The organism is Microbacterium sp. P5_E9, assembly GCF_054049175.1.
In genome coordinates, this window is record NZ_JBFUMV010000004.1 from 23,104 (window position 1) to 40,238 (window position 17,135).

At 68.3% G+C, this 17,135-nt stretch carries 17 protein-coding genes; 6 read left to right on the forward strand and 11 right to left on the reverse strand.

Annotated elements, in window-relative coordinates:
- Positions 1-11: 11 nt before the first annotated feature.
- Positions 12-1,439, reverse strand: a complete 1,428-nt coding sequence (locus ACXJ3V_RS08050; protein WP_457099770.1) for a CCA tRNA nucleotidyltransferase — start codon at positions 1,437-1,439, stop codon at positions 12-14.
- A 41-nt stretch (positions 1,440-1,480) separates the two neighbouring features.
- Positions 1,481-3,037, reverse strand: a complete 1,557-nt coding sequence (locus tag ACXJ3V_RS08055; RefSeq protein ID WP_457099771.1) for a DUF7059 domain-containing protein — start codon at positions 3,035-3,037, stop codon at positions 1,481-1,483.
- A gap of 138 nt (positions 3,038-3,175) precedes the next feature.
- On the opposite strand from ACXJ3V_RS08055, the gene ACXJ3V_RS08060 reads away from it, so the two are divergent.
- From ACXJ3V_RS08060 to ACXJ3V_RS08080, 5 genes are all read left to right on the forward strand, one after another.
- Positions 3,176-5,338: a DUF6049 family protein gene (locus ACXJ3V_RS08060; RefSeq protein WP_457099772.1), complete on the forward strand. Its 2,163-nt coding sequence runs from the start codon at positions 3,176-3,178 to the stop codon at positions 5,336-5,338.
- Entirely contained in the window at positions 5,335-6,936 is a 1,602-nt protein-coding gene (murJ, locus tag ACXJ3V_RS08065) for a murein biosynthesis integral membrane protein MurJ (protein WP_457099773.1), read from the forward strand. Before ACXJ3V_RS08060 ends, murJ begins: the two co-directional genes overlap by 4 nt.
- Before the next feature lie 74 nt (positions 6,937-7,010).
- Positions 7,011-7,997, forward strand: a complete 987-nt coding sequence (gene trxB, locus ACXJ3V_RS08070; protein WP_457099774.1) for a thioredoxin-disulfide reductase — start codon at positions 7,011-7,013, stop codon at positions 7,995-7,997.
- A 91-nt stretch (positions 7,998-8,088) separates the two neighbouring features.
- Positions 8,089-8,412, forward strand: a complete 324-nt coding sequence (trxA, locus tag ACXJ3V_RS08075; RefSeq protein WP_457099775.1) for a thioredoxin — start codon at positions 8,089-8,091, stop codon at positions 8,410-8,412.
- A gap of 203 nt (positions 8,413-8,615) precedes the next feature.
- Positions 8,616-9,035 carry a YciI family protein gene (locus ACXJ3V_RS08080; protein ID WP_457099776.1) on the forward strand — a complete coding sequence of 140 codons (420 nt, stop codon included), beginning with the start codon at positions 8,616-8,618 and terminating at the stop codon, positions 9,033-9,035.
- Between the two features lie 2 nt (positions 9,036-9,037).
- Here the strand turns inward: ACXJ3V_RS08080 and ACXJ3V_RS08085 are convergent, their stop codons facing one another.
- Complete coding sequence (locus tag ACXJ3V_RS08085; RefSeq protein WP_457099777.1) at positions 9,038-9,385, reverse strand: tryptophan synthase subunit alpha; 348 nt, start codon at positions 9,383-9,385, stop codon at positions 9,038-9,040.
- On the opposite strand from ACXJ3V_RS08085, the gene ACXJ3V_RS08090 reads away from it, so the two are divergent.
- Positions 9,384-10,694, forward strand: a complete 1,311-nt coding sequence (locus ACXJ3V_RS08090; protein WP_457099778.1) for an RNA polymerase sigma factor — start codon at positions 9,384-9,386, stop codon at positions 10,692-10,694. The genes ACXJ3V_RS08085 and ACXJ3V_RS08090 overlap by 2 nt on opposite strands.
- Here the strand turns inward: ACXJ3V_RS08090 and ACXJ3V_RS08095 are convergent.
- The 8 genes from ACXJ3V_RS08095 to rnpA all read right to left on the reverse strand — a co-directional run bounded on the left by ACXJ3V_RS08095 (position 10,679) and on the right by rnpA (position 17,133).
- The gene (locus ACXJ3V_RS08095) at positions 10,679-11,668 is read right to left on the reverse strand and encodes a ParB/RepB/Spo0J family partition protein (RefSeq protein WP_457099779.1); all 990 of its coding nucleotides are present in this window, start codon (positions 11,666-11,668) and stop codon (positions 10,679-10,681) included. The two genes, ACXJ3V_RS08090 and ACXJ3V_RS08095, sit on opposite strands and share 16 nt — an antisense overlap.
- Positions 11,668-12,597 carry an AAA family ATPase gene (locus tag ACXJ3V_RS08100; protein WP_457099780.1) on the reverse strand — a complete coding sequence of 310 codons (930 nt, stop codon included), beginning with the start codon at positions 12,595-12,597 and terminating at the stop codon, positions 11,668-11,670. The genes ACXJ3V_RS08095 and ACXJ3V_RS08100 overlap by 1 nt, the downstream gene beginning before the upstream one ends.
- A gap of 401 nt (positions 12,598-12,998) precedes the next feature.
- Positions 12,999-13,337 carry a GIY-YIG nuclease family protein gene (locus ACXJ3V_RS08105; protein ID WP_457099781.1) on the reverse strand — a complete coding sequence of 113 codons (339 nt, stop codon included), beginning with the start codon at positions 13,335-13,337 and terminating at the stop codon, positions 12,999-13,001.
- 827 nt (positions 13,338-14,164) lie between these two features.
- Positions 14,165-14,794 carry a 16S rRNA (guanine(527)-N(7))-methyltransferase RsmG gene (gene rsmG, locus ACXJ3V_RS08110; RefSeq protein ID WP_457099973.1) on the reverse strand — a complete coding sequence of 210 codons (630 nt, stop codon included), beginning with the start codon at positions 14,792-14,794 and terminating at the stop codon, positions 14,165-14,167.
- 22 nt (positions 14,795-14,816) lie between these two features.
- Positions 14,817-15,329 (reverse strand): Jag family protein, encoded by a 513-nt coding sequence (locus ACXJ3V_RS08115; RefSeq protein ID WP_457099782.1) that lies wholly within the window; start codon positions 15,327-15,329, stop codon positions 14,817-14,819.
- A 20-nt stretch (positions 15,330-15,349) separates the two neighbouring features.
- A complete protein-coding gene (gene yidC, locus ACXJ3V_RS08120; protein ID WP_457099783.1) occupies positions 15,350-16,441 on the reverse strand; it encodes a membrane protein insertase YidC in 1,092 nt (363 codons plus the stop codon).
- Between the two features lie 3 nt (positions 16,442-16,444).
- On the reverse strand, positions 16,445-16,801 hold the full coding sequence (yidD, locus tag ACXJ3V_RS08125) for a membrane protein insertion efficiency factor YidD (protein WP_457099784.1): 357 nt from the start codon (positions 16,799-16,801) through the stop codon (positions 16,445-16,447).
- Positions 16,798-17,133: a ribonuclease P protein component gene (gene rnpA, locus ACXJ3V_RS08130; RefSeq protein ID WP_457099785.1), complete on the reverse strand. Its 336-nt coding sequence runs from the start codon at positions 17,131-17,133 to the stop codon at positions 16,798-16,800. Before rnpA ends, yidD begins: the two co-directional genes overlap by 4 nt.
- Positions 17,134-17,135: the final 2 nt, after the last annotated feature.

Sequence of the window (17,135 nt, forward strand, 5' to 3'; positions counted from 1 at the left end):
CCGCGCCGGGGTCAGCCTCGGGCGGCCCACCAGTCGCGCAGGCGCCGCTCGGCCTCTTCCTCGCCGATGCGGCCCTCATCGAGGCGGACGTCGAGGAGGAACCGATACGCCTCGCCGACCTCGCGGCCGGGGCCGATGCCGAGCACCTCCTGGATGCGGTTGCCGTCGAGCTCGGGACGCATCGCGTCGAGCTCCTCCTGCTCGGCCAACTCGTCGATGCGCCGCTCGATGTCGTCGTACGCATGCGCGAGCCGCGACGCCTTGCGCTGGTTGCGGGTCGTCACGTCGGCGCGGGTGAGGATGTGGAGTCGATCCAGTTCGGCTCCGGCATCCCGCACATACCGGCGCACGGCCGAATCGGTCCACGCGCCTTCGGAATAGCCGAAGAACCGCAGGTGCAGCTCGATGAGCCGGCTGACGACATTCGTGGTGTCGCTGTCGAAGCGCAGGGCCTGCAGGCGCTTGCGGGCCAGTCGCGAGCCGCGCACGTCGTGGTGATGGAAGGTGACCCCACCGCCCGGCTCGAGCTTTCGGGTCGAGGGCTTGCCGATGTCGTGCAGCAAGGCCGCCAGGCGCAGCGGCACGTCGGGCGCGGCATCCGGATTCCTCATGCGCTCGAGGGCGATCGCCTGCCGCAGCACGGTCAGCGAGTGCTCGTACACGTCCTTGTGATGGTGGTGCTCGTCGATCTCGAGGCGCAGGGCCGAGACCTCGGGAAGGAACTGGTCGATGAGGCCGGTCTCGACGAGGAGGCGGATGCCGCGCACCGGGTCGTCGGTCTGCAGCAGCCGCACAATCTCGCCCTGGACACGCTCGGGGCTCACGATCGAGAGGGTGGATCGCAGTTCAGCGATGGCCGCTTCGGTCCCCGATTCGACGATGAAGCCCAGCTGGGCGGTGAAGCGGGCGGCGCGCAGCATGCGGAGGGGGTCGTCGCCGAAGCTGACCCGCGGATCGGCCGGAGTGCGCAGGAGCTGGGACAGCAGGTCTTCGACCCCGCCGGTCGGATCGACCAGGGTGCGCTCGGGCACCCGCAGCGCCATGGAGTTGACCGTGAAGTCGCGGCGCACGAGGTCCGCTTCGAGGGAGTCGCCGAACGCGATCGTCGGCTTGCGCGTCACCCCGTCGTAGCTGTCGGCACGGTAGGTGGTGATCTCGACCTGCTCGCCCGCGATCCGGGCGCCGATCGTGCCGAACGCGCGCCCGATGTCCCAGTGCGCGGAGCTGATCGGCTTGACGATCCGGAGGATGTCGTCCGGGCGGGCATCCGTGGTGAAGTCGAGGTCGTTCGTCGCGTGGCCGAGAAGTGCGTCCCGCACCGGGCCGCCGACGATCGCGAGCTCGAACCCTGCGTCGGCGAACGCGCGGGCGAGCTTCGCCACCACGGGAATCTCGGCGAGCGCGCCGAGGCGGGCCACGCCCTCGGCCATCTTGAGCATGCTTCGAGCCTACCGAGGCCTGCCTCAGAGAACGGTGGGGGTCAAGGCAGGCGCAGGAAGCCCGTGAAGACCAATTCGCGCACCCGCGGCAGGACGTCGGCGCGCAGGAGCGCGGCGTCCACCTCGAGGAGGTCGGCGATGGCATCGATGAGCACGCCGACCGCGAGGTCGCCATCGAACGCGCCGACGAGCGCCGCCGTGCCGGGGTCGACCTGCAGCGTGCGGCCGAACCCGCCGCCCTGCCGCAGTTCGATCACCTGCGGTGCCTCATCGCCGGGCAGCTGGTGGCGCGCCTCGGTGACATCGGAAGCGACGACGAGGACGGATGCCGCGAGCCCCGCGTCGTCGAGCGCCGCGAGCCGGTCGTGTGCGGCGAGGGCCTCGCCGAGGTGACCGCCGAGGCTTCTGCCCACCGGAAGCGGCTGGCCGAGCCGCTCGTATCGCTCGAGACTCGGCGCGCCCACCGGACGACGCAGCAGCACGTAGCCGAACCCGATCGTCGAGACCCCGCGGGAGGCGAAATCGTCGAGCCAGGCGTCGATCAGCTGCGCGTATGCCGGGGTGCCGGGCAGCGTTCCGCCGTCCCGGATCCACAGCTCCGCATACGAGAGCGGGTCGAGCACTTCGCGCTCGACGACCCATGCCTCCAGGGGAACAGCGGATGCCGCGACCCACCCGCGCACCCGGTCGAGACCATCGAGCCCGTCGCGCGTCTCCCAGTTTCCGAGCAGCTGGGCGACGCCCCCTGGCTCGAGATGCATCCCGACCTGGGAGACGAACGCCTCGACCAGGGCGTCGCCGACCAGCCCGCCGTCGCGATACTCGTAGTCCGGCACTCCGGCGGCGCGCGGGGTGATGACGAACGGCGGATTCGAGACGATCCGGTCGAAGCGCTCGCCCGCGACCGGCTCGAACAGGCTGCCCGCGCGCGTCTCGATGGCGTCCACCCCGTTGAGCAGCGCGTTCAGCCGAGTGAACGCCAGGGCGCGGGCGGAGATGTCGGTCGCCACGATGCGGTCGACGGTCTGGCGTGCACGGAGGGCCTGGATGCCGCATCCGGTGCCGATGTCGAGTCCTCGACCCGCGGGCGTCTCGAGCTGGAGGCCGGCGAGCGTGAGCGACGCGCCGCCCGCGCCGAGCACGTGCGACTCCGGCAGCGGACCGCCCAGCGCCGCCTCATCGAGGTCGCTCGCGATCCACCACCCGGTGCCGGCGGAGGCGTCGCCCGAGGCGTCGGCGAACGGCTGGGGGCGCACGAGCGCGAGCGGACGGATGGCGGAGCCCTCCGGCGTTACGACGTGCTCTGCGAGTCCGAGTGCGACGAGGCCATCCGCGCCGGTGCGAGGGAGCGCCGCGGCGACGAGCTCCGCCGGCTGCGGCATCCCGAGCACCAGCAGTCGGCCGAGGACCGCGAGGGCGTCCGCGCGAACGCCCAGCGCGCGATCAGCCGGCCGCCGCAGTCCGCGTGCGATCGCGTCGTCGGCGACGTCACCCCACGCCGACCGCAAGGCCTCGGCATGGAATCCCGCGTCGCGCAGATCCGCAGCGAAGGCGGCGCACCGGGCAGGATCAGGGTCGGAGGGAAGCGGTGTCGGCACCAGGCCATTCAACCGTGCCGACCTGACACCACGTCCAGGACCGGTGAACCGCGAGCGGCGATCAGGGGTCTCATCGGGGCGGACCGTAGAATCGCACAGACCGTGCGGCCCGCAATCGCACAGGAGCGAACCCCCATCATGACCGTTGCCCCCGAGCCGCCCGTGCGCCCCGCACGGCGGTTTCGTGCACGCACGAGGGGTCTCATCGCCGGCCTCGTCGCCGCTGCAGCGCTGGTCGCGTCGCCGCTGTCGGCGGTGGCTGACACGACGCCGTCACCCACCCCGAGCCCCACGCCGGGAGAGGCGATCTTCACCCTCGCCCCCGTCGGCAACGGCATCCTCAGGCCGGGGGAAGCGCTGTACGCGTCGGTCACGCTGGAGAACGGCACGGCTGCCTCGGTCGAGCCCGGTGACCTCGCGCTCGAATTCTCCGACGAGGCGCTCGCCACCCGCGCCGCACTCGACTCCTGGCTCGCCGGCGAGACGGCGGACGTCGCCCTGACAGAGGTGGCGTCCGAGGTCATCGGCGCCGTCGGTCCTGGTGCTGAACAGACCGACAGCCTGGTGGTCGCCGCCGACGCGCCCGGCCTCAGCGGGCTCACGCCGGGCGTCTACCCGCTCGTCGCCACGCTCACGACCGCCACCCGCACTTTCACGTCGACGAGCGCGATCATCGTGCCGGACGACTCCGCCTCGCCGGTCGGACTGGGCATCGTCGTGCCGATCACGGCCCCGGCGACCGCGGAGGGGCTCCTGACGGCACTCGAGCTCACCGACCTGACCGCCCCCAACGGCTCCCTCACCGCCCAACTCGACGCCGTCGACGACACCGAGGCGATCCTCGCGGTCGACCCGGCCATCCCCGCCGCGATTCGCGCGCTGGGCACATCCGCCCCACCCAGTGCGCTCAGCTGGCTCGCCCGGCTGGAGGGGCTCGCCAACTCGCGTTTCGCCCTGCAGTTCGGAGATGCGGATGTCGCGGCCGAGGTGCAGGCCGGGATCGTGCCCCCGCTTCAGCCGACCTCGCTGCAGGCCTATCTGGCACCGGTCGACTTCGCACCGGTGGCCCAACCGTCGCAAGAACCGACGCCCACCCCCAGCCCCTCGGTCGACCCGCTCGCTCCGGTCTATCCCGACCTCGACACCCTCCTCGACATCGGGGCAGGGCGGGCGGGAGTGTTCTGGCCGGCGACCGGCACCGCAGGCGCCGCGGTCGTCGAGACGCTCGGGGCACTGACGGTCGACGACCAGCACGGGCTCACGATGATCCCGTCCGAGATGACCGCGCAGGGTGCGGACGGCTCGACCGTGGCGGCGCGCGGCTCCGACCACGATGCGGGTGCCTTGATCTACGACTCCGCCGTCTCCCGCGAGCTTCACGAAGCGTCGCTTCAGGGCGAGTCCGCCATCCGCGGCGCGCACCTCACCGCGGCGACCGCGTATCTCGCGTTCGCGGTCGGCGAGACCGACGGAGCCCCGCTCCTGGTCACCCTCGATCGAGGCGAGGACCGCTCGCGGGTCGCCCTGCGGACTGCGATCACGACCGCCCTGGGCGCACCCGCCGTGAAGCCCATCACGCTCGGCGGTGTCGTGAACTCGACTGCCACCTCGGTCGCGGTCGACGACGCAGCGGTCGACGACGCACGCGTGGCCACGGCATCCGCCCTCGCATCGGAGGAAGCCGCCCTCACCCAGTTCGCCACCATCCTCAGCGACCCGTCCCTGCTCACCGGACCCGAACGGGCCGAGATCCTCCAACTGCTGGGCAACGCGTGGATCCCCACGCCCGAGCCATGGAATGCGGCCGTGATCGCACACCGTGCCGAGACCGCCGAGACGCTCGACTCGGTGGGCATCCTGCCGCCGAGTCAGATCCAGCTCATCAGCTCCGGTGCCGGCATTCCGGTGTGGGTGCGCAACGACCTCCCGTACCCGGTGACCGTGCAGCTGCTGGCATCCCCTGACGATCTCCGCCTCGAAGTTCAGCCGGTCACCGTGGTCACGGCCCTGCCCAACAGCAACACACGGGCCGAAGTGCCGGTTCAGGCGCAGATCGGCAACGGCGACGTCACGCTCACGCTCTCCCTCCAGAGCACTGCGGGCGTCGCCATCGGGCAGCCGCAGTACGCGGATGTCCACGTCCGCGCCGACTGGGAGGGGATCGGCATCGTCATCCTCGCGATCCTCGCCGGTGGTCTCCTCGTCCTGGGTCTGGTGCGCACCCTCCTGCGCCGCCGTAACGCCCGACGCTCAGCAGAAGTCGCGTCCGACGCTCCTGCCCCCGAGGATCCCGCCCCGTGAGCGGCATCGCGCGGGCGAGCGTCCTGATCGGCGCCGGCACGATCGTCTCCAGAGTCACCGGGCTGCTGCGCACCATCGTGCTGGTCGCCGCGGTCGGTGCCATCGGCTTCGCCGGCGACGCGTTCGCGGTCGCCAACCAGCTGCCGAACAACATCTACGTGATCATCTCGACCGGACTCCTCACGGCCGTGATCGTCCCGCAGATCGTGAAGGTCAGCGCCCACGCCGACGGCGGCCAGGCCTTCATCTCCAAGCTCCTGACGCTGGGCACCGTGGTCCTCATCGTCACGACCGGCCTGGCGATCGCGATCGCACCGTGGCTCGTCGCGATCTACGCTCCGGACTTCACACCTGACCAGCTGGCGCTCGCCACCGCGTTCGCCTATTGGTGCCTGCCCCAGATCTTCTTCTACGGCGTCTTCGCACTGCTCGGCGAGATCCTCAACGCCCGGCGGGTGTTCGGCCCGTACACGTGGGCCCCGATCGTGAACAACCTCGTCTCGATCACCGGGTTCACACTCTTCATCGTGATCTTCGGCCCCGGCCAGACCCAGGTCGAGGACTGGACCCCCGAGATGATCGCGCTGCTCGCGGGAACAGCAACGCTCGGCATCGTGATCCAAACCGTCGTCCTGCTCCTCTTCTGGCGACGGGCCGGCCTGCACCTGCGCCCCGATTTCCGCTGGCGCGGTGTCGGCCTCAACCAGCTCGGGCGGCTGGCCGGCTGGACGTTCCTCATGGTGATCGCGGGGCAGCTGGCTGGATGGATCCAGTCGCGGGTCCTGTCCGGGGCATCCGGAGAGGCGGCGGCGAACCTCGTCGTGCTGAACGCCTGGCTCATCTTCATGCTCCCGTACTCGATCATCGTGCTCTCGATCGGGACGCCGTACTTCACGCAGCTCAGCGAGCACGCCCATGCCGGACGCGACGACGATGTCCGCGGCGACATCGGCCGCAGCATCCGCACCCTCGGCTTGTTCATCGTGATCGCGACGGCCGCGCTCATGGCCGCCGCGATCCCCGCCTCGCGCATCTTCACCGACTCCGCCGACCAGGCCGTCGATGCCGCGCTGGTGCTGATCTGCTTCCTGGTGGGGCTCGTGCCGCTCGCCGTGCTGTTCGTCATCCAGCGCACGTTCTACGCCTACGACGACACCCGCACCCCGTTCTTGTTCACCCTGCTGCAGTGCACGCTCGTGGTCGTGACCGCTCTCGTCGCGGCGTGGATTCTCCCCGTCGACGTGCTCGCCGCCGGTGTCGCGCTCGGTCAGTCCCTGTCGAGCCTCGTGCAGGTGATCGTCGCGACGTTCCTGCTGCGCCGGCGCCTCGGCCGCATCGCCGTGCGGGTGTGGATGCTGTCGCTCGGCCGGTTCGCGCTCGCAGCCGTCCCGGCGGGCGCGGCGGGCTGGCTCATCTTCGAGCTCTCCGGAGGCGTCGAGGGATGGATGGCGTCGGATCGGCTACTCGGAGCGATCGGGACGCTCGTCATCGGGACCGTCTCCGTCCTCGTCTACGCAGGGTTCCTGGCGCTGCTGCGGGCGCCGGAACTCGGCCCGGCAGTGGCGATGATCAAGGGCATGCTGCCCGGACGCCGCTGACACACCCAGGTTTCGTGGAATGCCACGCGGCTACCATGTGTTGAGGCATCCGGAACCATCAAAGGAGGACGCACGTGCGTCAGGTGATCATCATCGGGTCGGGTCCGGCAGGCTACACGGCGGCTATCTACGCTGCCCGCGCGAACCTCAACCCCCTCGTCGTGGCAAGCTCCGTCGAAGCAGGTGGCGAGCTGATGAACACGACGGATGTCGAGAACTTCCCCGGTTTCCCCGAGGGAATCCAGGGCCCCGACCTCATGACCAAGATGCAGGAGCAGGCCGAGCGCTTCGGTGCCGAGGTGCTCTACGACGACGTCATCGAGCTCGACCTCGACGGTCCCGTCAAGCGCGTGAAGCTCGGCAGCGGCGCCTCCCACGAGGCGGAATCCATCGTGTTCGCCACCGGATCCGCCCACCGCAAGATCGGCATCGCCAGTGAAGACCGACTGTCGGGCCGGGGCGTCTCGTACTGCGCCACCTGCGACGGATTCTTCTTCCGCGAGCGCGTCATCGCGGTCGTCGGCGGGGGCGACTCCGCGATGGAGGAGGCGACCTTCCTGACGAAGTTCGCCTCGAAGGTCTACGTGATCCATCGCCGCAGCGAGCTGCGCGCCTCCAAGATCATGCAGGACCGCGCGTTCGCGAACCCGAAGATCGAGTTCGTCTGGAACAGCGAGGTCTCAGAGATCATCGGGACGGATGCCGTCACCGGCGCCGTGCTCACCTCGACGGTCGATGGCTCCACCCGTGAGTTGCCGCTCGAGGGCGTGTTCGTCGCGATCGGCAACGACCCCCGCACGCACCTCGTGCACGGCAAGCTCGAACTGACTGCCGAGGGAACGGTCTGGGTCGACGGGCGCTCGGCGCGCACGTCAGTGCCCGGAGTGTTCGCGGCCGGCGACGTCATCGACCCGACCTATCGACAGGCCGTCACGGCCGCCGGCAGCGGGACGGTCGCCGCCCTCGACGTCGAGCACTACCTCGCCGCCCTCGGCGAAGCCGGCGCACCCGATGTGAACGCCGACCAGATCGATGCCCACGTACGGGTCGACGCCGCCTGAGCCCACCGTCGCATCGTCGGTGCAGGCTCGGGAACACTCTCGCGCCCATCGACGTTCCACCGAACGAGAAGACTTCCACAAAGGAGAACACATGACTGCCAAGTCGACCACCTCGCAGACCTGGAAAGAGGACGTGCTGGAGGCCGACGGCCCCGTGCTCGTGGACTTCTGGGCGGAATGGTGCGGGCCGTGCCGGATGGTCGCGCCTGTGCTCGACCAGATCCAGGCCGAGCACCCCTCGAAGATCACGGTTCTGAAGCTCAACGTCGATGAGCACCCCGACCTGGCGATGAAGTACCAGATCACCTCGATCCCCGCGATGAAGGTGTTCAGCAAGGGCGAGGTGCAGACCACGATCATCGGCGCCAAGCCGAAGTTCGCCCTCGAGCAGGACCTCGCGGAGTACCTCGCGTAGACCTTGACATTGACGAAATCCCCGGTGCGCCTTTCCTGCGCTCACCGGGGATTTTCGCATACATGCTCCGATCGGCATCCATCGACATCTGAAGAGTTTTGCCTCAGACTGTCGATCTGGGCCCCGACCGTTCGACGTGCAGTGTGAGGCAGGCGTTCAGGCCCCTCCGAGCCCAGGCTCGTACACCGCGAAGGAGCAGGAACATGCGTTACATGATGATCATGCAGGTCGAGCCCGAAGCAGCCGCCCGCGCCTCAGAAGACCTCGACATGGAGCAGGTGGTCGCCGTGATGGGCGCCTACAACGAGGAGATGCAGAAGGCCGGCGTGTTCCTCTCCGCCGAGGGCCTCGCCGATGCGAGCGAAGGTTTCCGCGTCGACTTCTCCACAGTGCCGCCGGTTGTCACGGACGGCCCCTATGCGGAAGCGCGCGAGGTGTTCACGGGATTCTGGATCCTCGAGGTGGCCACTCGCGAGGAAGCCGAGCACTGGGCGAAGAAGTGCCCACTGGGCCCCGGGGTGAGTCTCGAGGTGCGGCGTGTCAACGAATTCTCCGAAGTCGACCTGCCCGAGGACAACGAATGGCTCCAGAAGGCCCAGGAGTGGCGCGCAGCTCAGGTGTGAGCTCAGGACGCGTCGGCACGCACCACCGCATCCCAGCGGCGGTGCGTGTTCGCGTCGCCGAGCAGCCGCCACACCGCACGGGTGAGTTCCGGATACTCGAGGGCGATCTGTCGCAGCACCCGATAGTGGCGCGCCGCATTGGGGCGCGCTCCATCGTTCGCGGCGATGTTCTCGGCGCGCAGCATGAACACCACGAGTTCATCGACGCTCGGCAGGTCTTCCATGAAGTCCCAGGGGTCCTCACCGGCACGCAGGCGCTCGTGGACGACGGCGGCGAGTTCGTCGGATGCCTCGGCACGAAGCAGTTCCAGGCTCGCCCTGCGGCGGTGGGGCGTCTCGTCCAGTCCCATGCCTCCAGCCTACGTCGACCGTCCGGAGACGCCGCTCACCATGGGTGACGACCGCACCCGTCGCGCCGTCGAAGCCGTCTGGCGTGCCGAATCCGCACGCATCGTGGCCGCGCTGACCCGGTACACAGGCGACTTCTCGTGGGCGGAGGATCTCGCCCAGGCGGCGCTCCTCGATGCGCTCGTGGCGTGGCCCGAGAGCGGAATCCCGGACAATCCGGGAGCCTGGCTGATGACGGTCTCCAAACGGCGCGCCGTGGACGGCTGGCGGCGCCGGGAACGGCTCGAAGAGCGCGAAATCCTCCTGGGAAACGAGCTCATCGGTGGCGAACACCGGGATCCTGTGGCGCAGGCAGGGGATCCGGATCGGATCGACGATGACGTCCTGCGGCTGGTGTTCATCGCCTGCCACCCGGTCCTCGCCCCACAGGCACGGCTTGCCCTCACCTTGCGCACCGTGGCCGGCCTGACTACCGAGCAGATTGCGCGGGTGCTGCTGATCACCATCCCCGCCACGCAGCAGCGCATCGTGCGGGCGAAGCGCGCCCTCGCCGACTCAGGCGTGCCGTTCGAGGTGCCCGCGCGCGCCGAGCGGCCCGCACGGCTCGCGAGCGTTCTCCAGGTCTTCTATCTGCTCTTCACCGAGGGCTACGCCCCCACGGACGGCGCACACCCGGTGCGGCCGGATGTCGCACGTGAAGCGGTGCGCCTGGGGCGCCAGCTCGCGGCGATCACGCCGGATGAGCCCGAGGTGTTCGCGCTGATCGCACTCATGGAGTTCCAGTCGTCGCGGTTCGCCGCCCGGATCGACCCGGACGGGCTGCCACTGACCCTCGCTATGCAGGATCGCTCGCGCTGGGACCGCTCCGCGATCGAGCGGGGCCGTGCCGCGCTCGCGCGCGCCGAGTCGTTCGACCGAGGACTCGGGTACTACGGTCTCCAAGCCGCCGTCGCGGCCTGCCACGCGCTGGCTCCCACGCCCCAGGACACCGACTGGGCGCGCATCGTTCGGCTGTACGACGCTCAACTGGAGCTTGCACCGTCCCCCGTCGTTCGGCTCAACCAGGCGGTGGCCATCTCGATGGCGCAGGGCCCGGAGGTCGCACTGCCGCTCGTGGATGCCCTGTCAGCGGAACTCGGTGATTTCCGGCCGCTGCACGCCGTCCGCGCAGAGCTGCTCGAGAGTTTGGGACAGGCGGATGCCGCGGCATCCGCCTTCCGCATGGCGGCTGCTCTTCCCGGCAACGACTCCGAGGCCGCCCTGCTGCGCCGCCGGGCTGCCGAACTAGAGGACGCTCAGCGCGCGCCGTAGTCCGATTCGCCCAGTTCGTCGAGAATCCGGTTGAGATCCTGGATGCTCGCGAAATCTATGCTGATCTGGCCTTTTCTGGCGCCAAGCGCGATGCGGACGCGCGTGTTCAGGCGATCGCCGAGGCGTTCGGCCACCTCGTCGAGATGCGCCCGTCGCGCCCCGGGCTGCGGCTTGATCGGTCGTGTCGCCACGGCTTCCGGGGTCTTCGCGGCGGCTTCGGCGGCCCGCACCGAGAGATCCTCGTTGACGATCTTGTCGGAGAGCCGCTGCATCGCCTCGGGGGTGCCGAGCGAGAGGATCGCTCGTGCGTGGCCGGCGGTGAGCACCCCGGCGGCCACGCGCTGCTGCACCGGCAGCGGAAGCTTCAGCAGGCGGATCGTGTTGCTGATCTGCGGACGGGAGCGCCCGATTCGGCCGGCGAGCTCTTCCTGCGTGATGCCGAAGTCCTCGAGCAGCTGCTGGTAGGCGGACGCCTCCTCGAGTGGGTTCAGCTCCGAGCGATGCAGGTTCTCGAGCAGCGCATCACGGAGAAGATGCTCGTCGGCGGTATCGCGGACGACGGCGGGGATCGAGTCGAGGCCGGCCTCGCGCGCCGCACGCGTGCGGCGCTCGCCCATGATCAGCTCGTAGGTGCCGTCACCGCGGTCGCGCACGATGACAGGTTGCAGCACCCCGAATTCGCGCACACTGTGGACGAGTTCGGCGAGGTCATCCTGGTCGAAGTGCGTCCGCGGCTGGCGCGGGTTGGGAACGATCGTGTGTGGATCGATGTGCACGAGCCGCGCACCGGGCACCTCGACCAGATCGGGGGCAGCTTGCTCGATCTCTGTGTCGGTGTCGGTGTCGGCGTCGTCGCTGATTCTGGGGTTGAGGGACGCCCCAGGGAAGAACACGTCGACGGGACGCGCCTCGGTGCTCTCACTGGTCGGGATCAGGGCGCCGATCCCCCGCCCCAGGCCGGTTCGCTTGGCCATCAGTCCCCCTTGGTCGCGGATTCGCTGTCCCGCTTGATGATTTCGACCGCGGCTTCGCGGTACGCCACAGCTCCAGCCGACTGCCCATCGTAGGCGATCACCGTCTGGCCGAAGCTCGGCGCCTCTGAGACCCGCACCGAGCGCGGGATCACGGTGCGAAGCACTTCCTTGGCGAAGTGCTCGCGGACTTCCTCGGCGACCTGCTGCGCCAGGCGGGTGCGCCCGTCGTACATCGTCAGGAGGATGGTCGAGAGGCGAAGCTGCGGATTCAGGTGCTTCTGGATCATCCGCACGGTGCTGAGGAGCTGACTGAGGCCCTCGAGTGCGTAGTACTCGCACTGAATCGGGATCAGGAGCTCGCGCGCAGCCGTGAAGGCATTGATCGTCAGCAGTCCGAGCGACGGGGGGCAGTCGATCAAGACGAAGTCCAGTCGCTCCTCGAGCCCCCGAAGGTAATCGTCGAGCGCGGTGCGCAGCCGATGCTCTCGAGCAACCTGCGAAACCAGCTCGATCTCAGCGCCGGCGAGGTGGATCGTGCTCGGCGCGCACAGCAGGTTGGGAGACTCGGGACTGGTCTGAATGATGTCCGCGAGCAAGAAGTCGTCGATCAGCACGTCATAGATCGAGGGAATGTCTGCGGTATGCGGCACCCCGAGCGCGGTGGAGGCGTTGCCCTGCGGGTCGAGGTCGATCACAAGGACCTTCGCCCCGATCGCTGCCAGCGACGCCGCGATGTTCACGGTGGTGGTGGTCTTGCCCACCCCACCCTTCTGGTTCGACACCGTCAGGATGCGGGTCTGGCCACTCAACGAGATGGAGACCGCTTCGAGGGCACGGCGGCGGGCCGTCAGATCGGCGAGTTCGCGAGCCAGTGGGGTGTCGTCGATCGAGAAGGGTGCGGCGGCCCCCGCGTTCTCGGGTTGTTTCACGTGAAACACCCTCCCTTTCGCGTGCCGTCGGAACTCCTCATCCACTCTAGTCGCGCCCGCCCCCACCACCCCTCCCCGCGCCGCCGGCAGCAGTGCCGACGGTGATGTTTCACGTGAAACGTCACCGCTCCGGGGTTGAGTAAGCGCGCCCGCTCCGCCCGGTGGTTGAGTAGGCGCGCCAGCGCCGCATCGAAACCCCCACTCCGGCTCCCGGTGGTTGAGTAGGCGCCCCAGCGCCGTAGAGCAACCGTCCCCCGCCCGCTCGGTGGTTGAGTGGGCGCGCCAGCGCCGTATCGAAACCCCACTCGGGCCCCCGGTGGTTGAGTAGCCGCGCCAGCGCCGTATCGAAACCTCCCCACCTCGCCACCCGTCAGGGGATCTCGCTACGCGGGCTTCGCTCGCTACTCGATCACCGTCCCCCTAGGCGACCCGGTTTCACGTGAAACATCCATCCCCGCCACCCAGTTCCGCTTCTTGCTCAGCTCAGGCAACTCGTCACCACGACCCTTCACAAGCGCGAGCCGCTTCGCGCGGCTCCACCCCTGCACCTGCTTCTCACGGCGAAAGGCATCCTCCACCCGATCGAACTCTTCGCAGTACAGGAGGCGAACCGGCAGCCGGCACTTCGTATAGTTCGAACCGAGTCCCTGCTCGTGCTCCCAGAGCCGTCGCTCGAGGTCGATGGTGCTCCCGACGTAGAGCGATCTGTCACTGCACTCGAGGATGTACATGAAGGCCATCACGCCACGATGACCAGCACAGCGTCGGTGCGGATGCCGCTGGCCGAGACTGTGGGTCAGGGACGCGTCGGCAGACCCGAGGAGGAGAGCAACCGCTACGCGGTGGTTGAGTAGGCGCGCCAGCGCCGTATCGAAACCATCGCCCGGAGTGTCCCGTGTCGTGATCTCGATACGCGTGCTTCGCTCGCTACTCGATCACCGGAGATCGGTGGTTGAGTAGGCGTGTCAGCGCCGTATCGAAACGACGCACCGCGGAGCACAGAGTCGTGATCTCGATACGCGGGCTCCGCTCGCTACTCGATCACCGGGCACACGCGGAGCCTCGCCGTTTCACGTGAAACATCTGCCCGCGCGTGCCGGGTCTCGATCACGCCGGCTTCCCACGGTCGTTGAGTAGGCGCAGCGCCTATCGAAACGACGCAGCGCGGAGCACAGACTTGTGATCTCGATACGCGGGCTTCGCTCGCTACTCGATCACCGGCCACAGGTGCGGCATCACCGTTTCCCGTGAAACATCCGCCCAGAACGCAGATACCGCTGATCCCGGTGGTTGAGTGGGCGCGTCAGCGCCGTATCGAAACGACGCACCGCGGAGCACAGAGTTGTGATCTCGATACGCGGGCTTCGCTCGCTGCTCGATCACCGGGCGCACGCGGAACCTCACCGTTTCACGTGAAACATCCTCCCAGAACGCAGATACCGCTGATCCCGGTGGTTGAGTAGGCGCGCCAGCGCCGTATCGAAACCCCCGCCTCGGAAGCACAGACTCGTGATCTCGATACGCGGGTTTCGCCGCTTCTCGATCACGAAGTGGGCAGAGCGGGAGGCTACGGGCGGGTGACGGTGCCGCGGACGACCCGCGTCGGCTCGTCCAGGAGGCCCTCGCCGACGACCTCCACACGGGCATCGGAGATGCCGAACTTGCGAAGCTGCTTCTGCGCGCCGTCGATCTCGGTTGATGCGCTGGCGCCCTTGAGGAGGACCAATTCGCCACCCGGGCGCACCATCGGCGCGGTCAACGGCACCAGTGTCCGGAGCGCGGAGACGGCCCGGGCGGTCACTGCGTCCAGGATCGGACCACGCTTCCAGTCCTCGGCGCGAGCCCGCAGCACCTCGACGTTATCCAGGTTCAGCGCCTCGACCTGCTCAGTGAGCCACGCGACTCTTCGTTCCATCGGCTCGATGAGGATCCACTCCACATCGGGCCGGGCGATGGCCAGTACAAGTCCGGGCAGGCCGGCGCCCGAGCCGATGTCGCCGATCCGACCGGTGAACAGTGGCGCGATCACAGCGCTGTTCAGGACGTGGCGCGTCCACAGCCGGGGTGGTTCGAGTGGGCCGATCAGCCCACGCTCTTCACCGTGCTCACCCAGCGCGGCGGTGAACCGCCGCGCCAGGTCGATGCGGTCGCCGAAGATCTGTGCGGCGACCGCGGGCTCAGTCTCAACTTCGACCATCATCGACGTTTCACGTGAAACGTCAGCTGCGACGGATCACGGTGTGGCGGTCAGCGCCCTCGCCGTAGGACTCTGAAACGAAGCCACGGTCAGACACGATGTCATGCACGAGCTTGCGCTCGTAGCTGGACATCGCCGGCAGAGACGCCTGCGTCGCACCCTCATCCAGGCGCGAAATCGCGCGGTCGACCAGCTTCGCGAGCTCGCGCTCCCGGGTGTCACGCGAACCGCCGATGTCGAGGATGAGGCGCGAGAAACGGCCGGTCTGGTTCTGCACCGCGATCCTGGTCAGTTCCTGGAGCGCCTGAACGGTTTCAGGGTGGGAGAGCAGGGCGAGCGACTGCTCGTCCTCGGCCTCCACGGACACATACGCCCGACCCGTTCGGACGTCCATCGCCAGGTCACCGTCGATGTCCGCGATATCCAGCAGACCCTCGAGGTAGTCGGCGGCGATGTCGCCCTCCTGCTCGAGCTGCTCAGCCGTGACCGGCGTGCGGTCCGGTGCGTCCACGGAGCCTGATTCCGTCGTGGTCATGATTTCCTCTGCGCTTCTCGTCATGCCGGGGCCGTACCGGCCTCGGGTTCGGGCTTGTCTGCGGGCTTCGCCCCGTCAGTCGACGAAGGGGTGGGCTTCTGCGCCTGCTTCTTGGCGCGCTGCTTGTTGACCGGCTGCTGCCGCTTGGGAGCCGCAGCCTTGGCACGCTCGGCCTCCTCGAGGAGGCGCTGCTGCTCGGCCTCGTACTTCTCCATCGCCACGACCTTGCCGGACGAATCGATCGCCTTGCCCTTCCGGGCGAGCCGCTCTTCACGGGCCTTCGCGGCATCCGATCCGGGTGTCGGCATCTCGCGGATGACGATGAATTGCTGCACCATCGTCCAGATGTTGCTCGTGAACCAGTAGATGACCACACCGAGCGGGAAGAAGATGCCCGAGAAGATGAAGCCCAGCGGGAGGACATAGAGCATGACCCTCTGCATCTGGTACGCCTGGCCGGTCTTGGCCTCGGGCGACAGGTTCTTCGAGATGATCTGCAGCTGGGTGAAGAACTGCGACGCGATCATGAGCACGACGAGCACGACGAGAATGCCAACAGTGAGCTGCCAGCCCGGTTCCTGGGCCTCCCACGCACCCACGAGGGTGTCGTGCAGGGATGCGACCCCGAAGAGCTTGGCGTTGTAGAACTCCATCGTGAGCTCGGGAGTGAGTGGTCCCACCCCACCCTTGCCCGCCTCGGCATTGAGTTTGATCGAACTGAGCACCGAGTACAGCGAGAAGAAGACCGGCATCTGCACAAGCAGCGGCAGACAGCCGGAAACCGGAGTGGTGCCGTGCTTCTTGTACAGCGCCATGGTCTCGCGACTCATCGCCTCGCGCGAGAGCTGATCCTTCTTGCCTTTGTACTTGTCCTGAACTTTCCGCAGTTCAGGGGCAATTTCCATCATCTTTCGCTGGCTCTTGATCTGCTTCACGAAGAGCGGAATCAGCGCCGCACGAACAACCACCACGAGGCCGACGATCGCGAGCACCCACGTGATGCCAGCGGCCGCGGGCAGACCGATGAACGTGAACAGCGCGTGCCAACTGACCAGCACAAGTTCCACCAGCCACTTCAGTGGCCAGAGGATCATTCCAATGAGATCCGGCACGGATCAGTCCTTTCGCAGGGGGACGACGTAACCGTGCGGGGTCAGGTCGTAAGGGAACCGCCGGTGCGGCGGTACATCATCGATTCCTCCGGCGGCCCAGGGATGGCAGCGGGCGATCCGGGCTGCTGAGAGCACAGCACCCTTCGCCGCACCGTGCTGCTGGACCGCTCCCACGGCGTACGCCGAGCAGGAGGGATAGTACTTGCACACGTCGCCATAGACGTGGGAGATCGTCGCGCGATAGCCGTGCAGCAGCGCGAGGACGGCATTGCGGGGGAGCAGCGATACGGCGGGAAGCAGAGCGGATGCCTCGAACCGGCCGTCACCGAGCGAGTAGGCGGGAAGCGTCGCGGAGCTCATGCGGCTCCCTTGGCCAAACAGCGCGCGACTTCGGCGCGGAGTTCATCGAAGGGCGCTGTCGCGGAGCTCGGGAGGGCTCGGATCACGATCTCCGATCCGGGTCGAAGCGTTTCGAGGGAGTCGGCGCAGACCGCTTTGAGTCGCCGGCGCACAGTGTTGCGCACGACGGCGGAACCGACCTGCCGACTGACGATGAACCCGAACCGTACAGCGGACGCGTCATCCGAGCGGACGACGTACGTCACCGTGTGCGCGGCCGCACAGCGACGACCCCGACGGACGACGGCCTTGTACTCCGCTCCGCGGGTGAGTCGGTTCGGCCGGGCCAGCACCG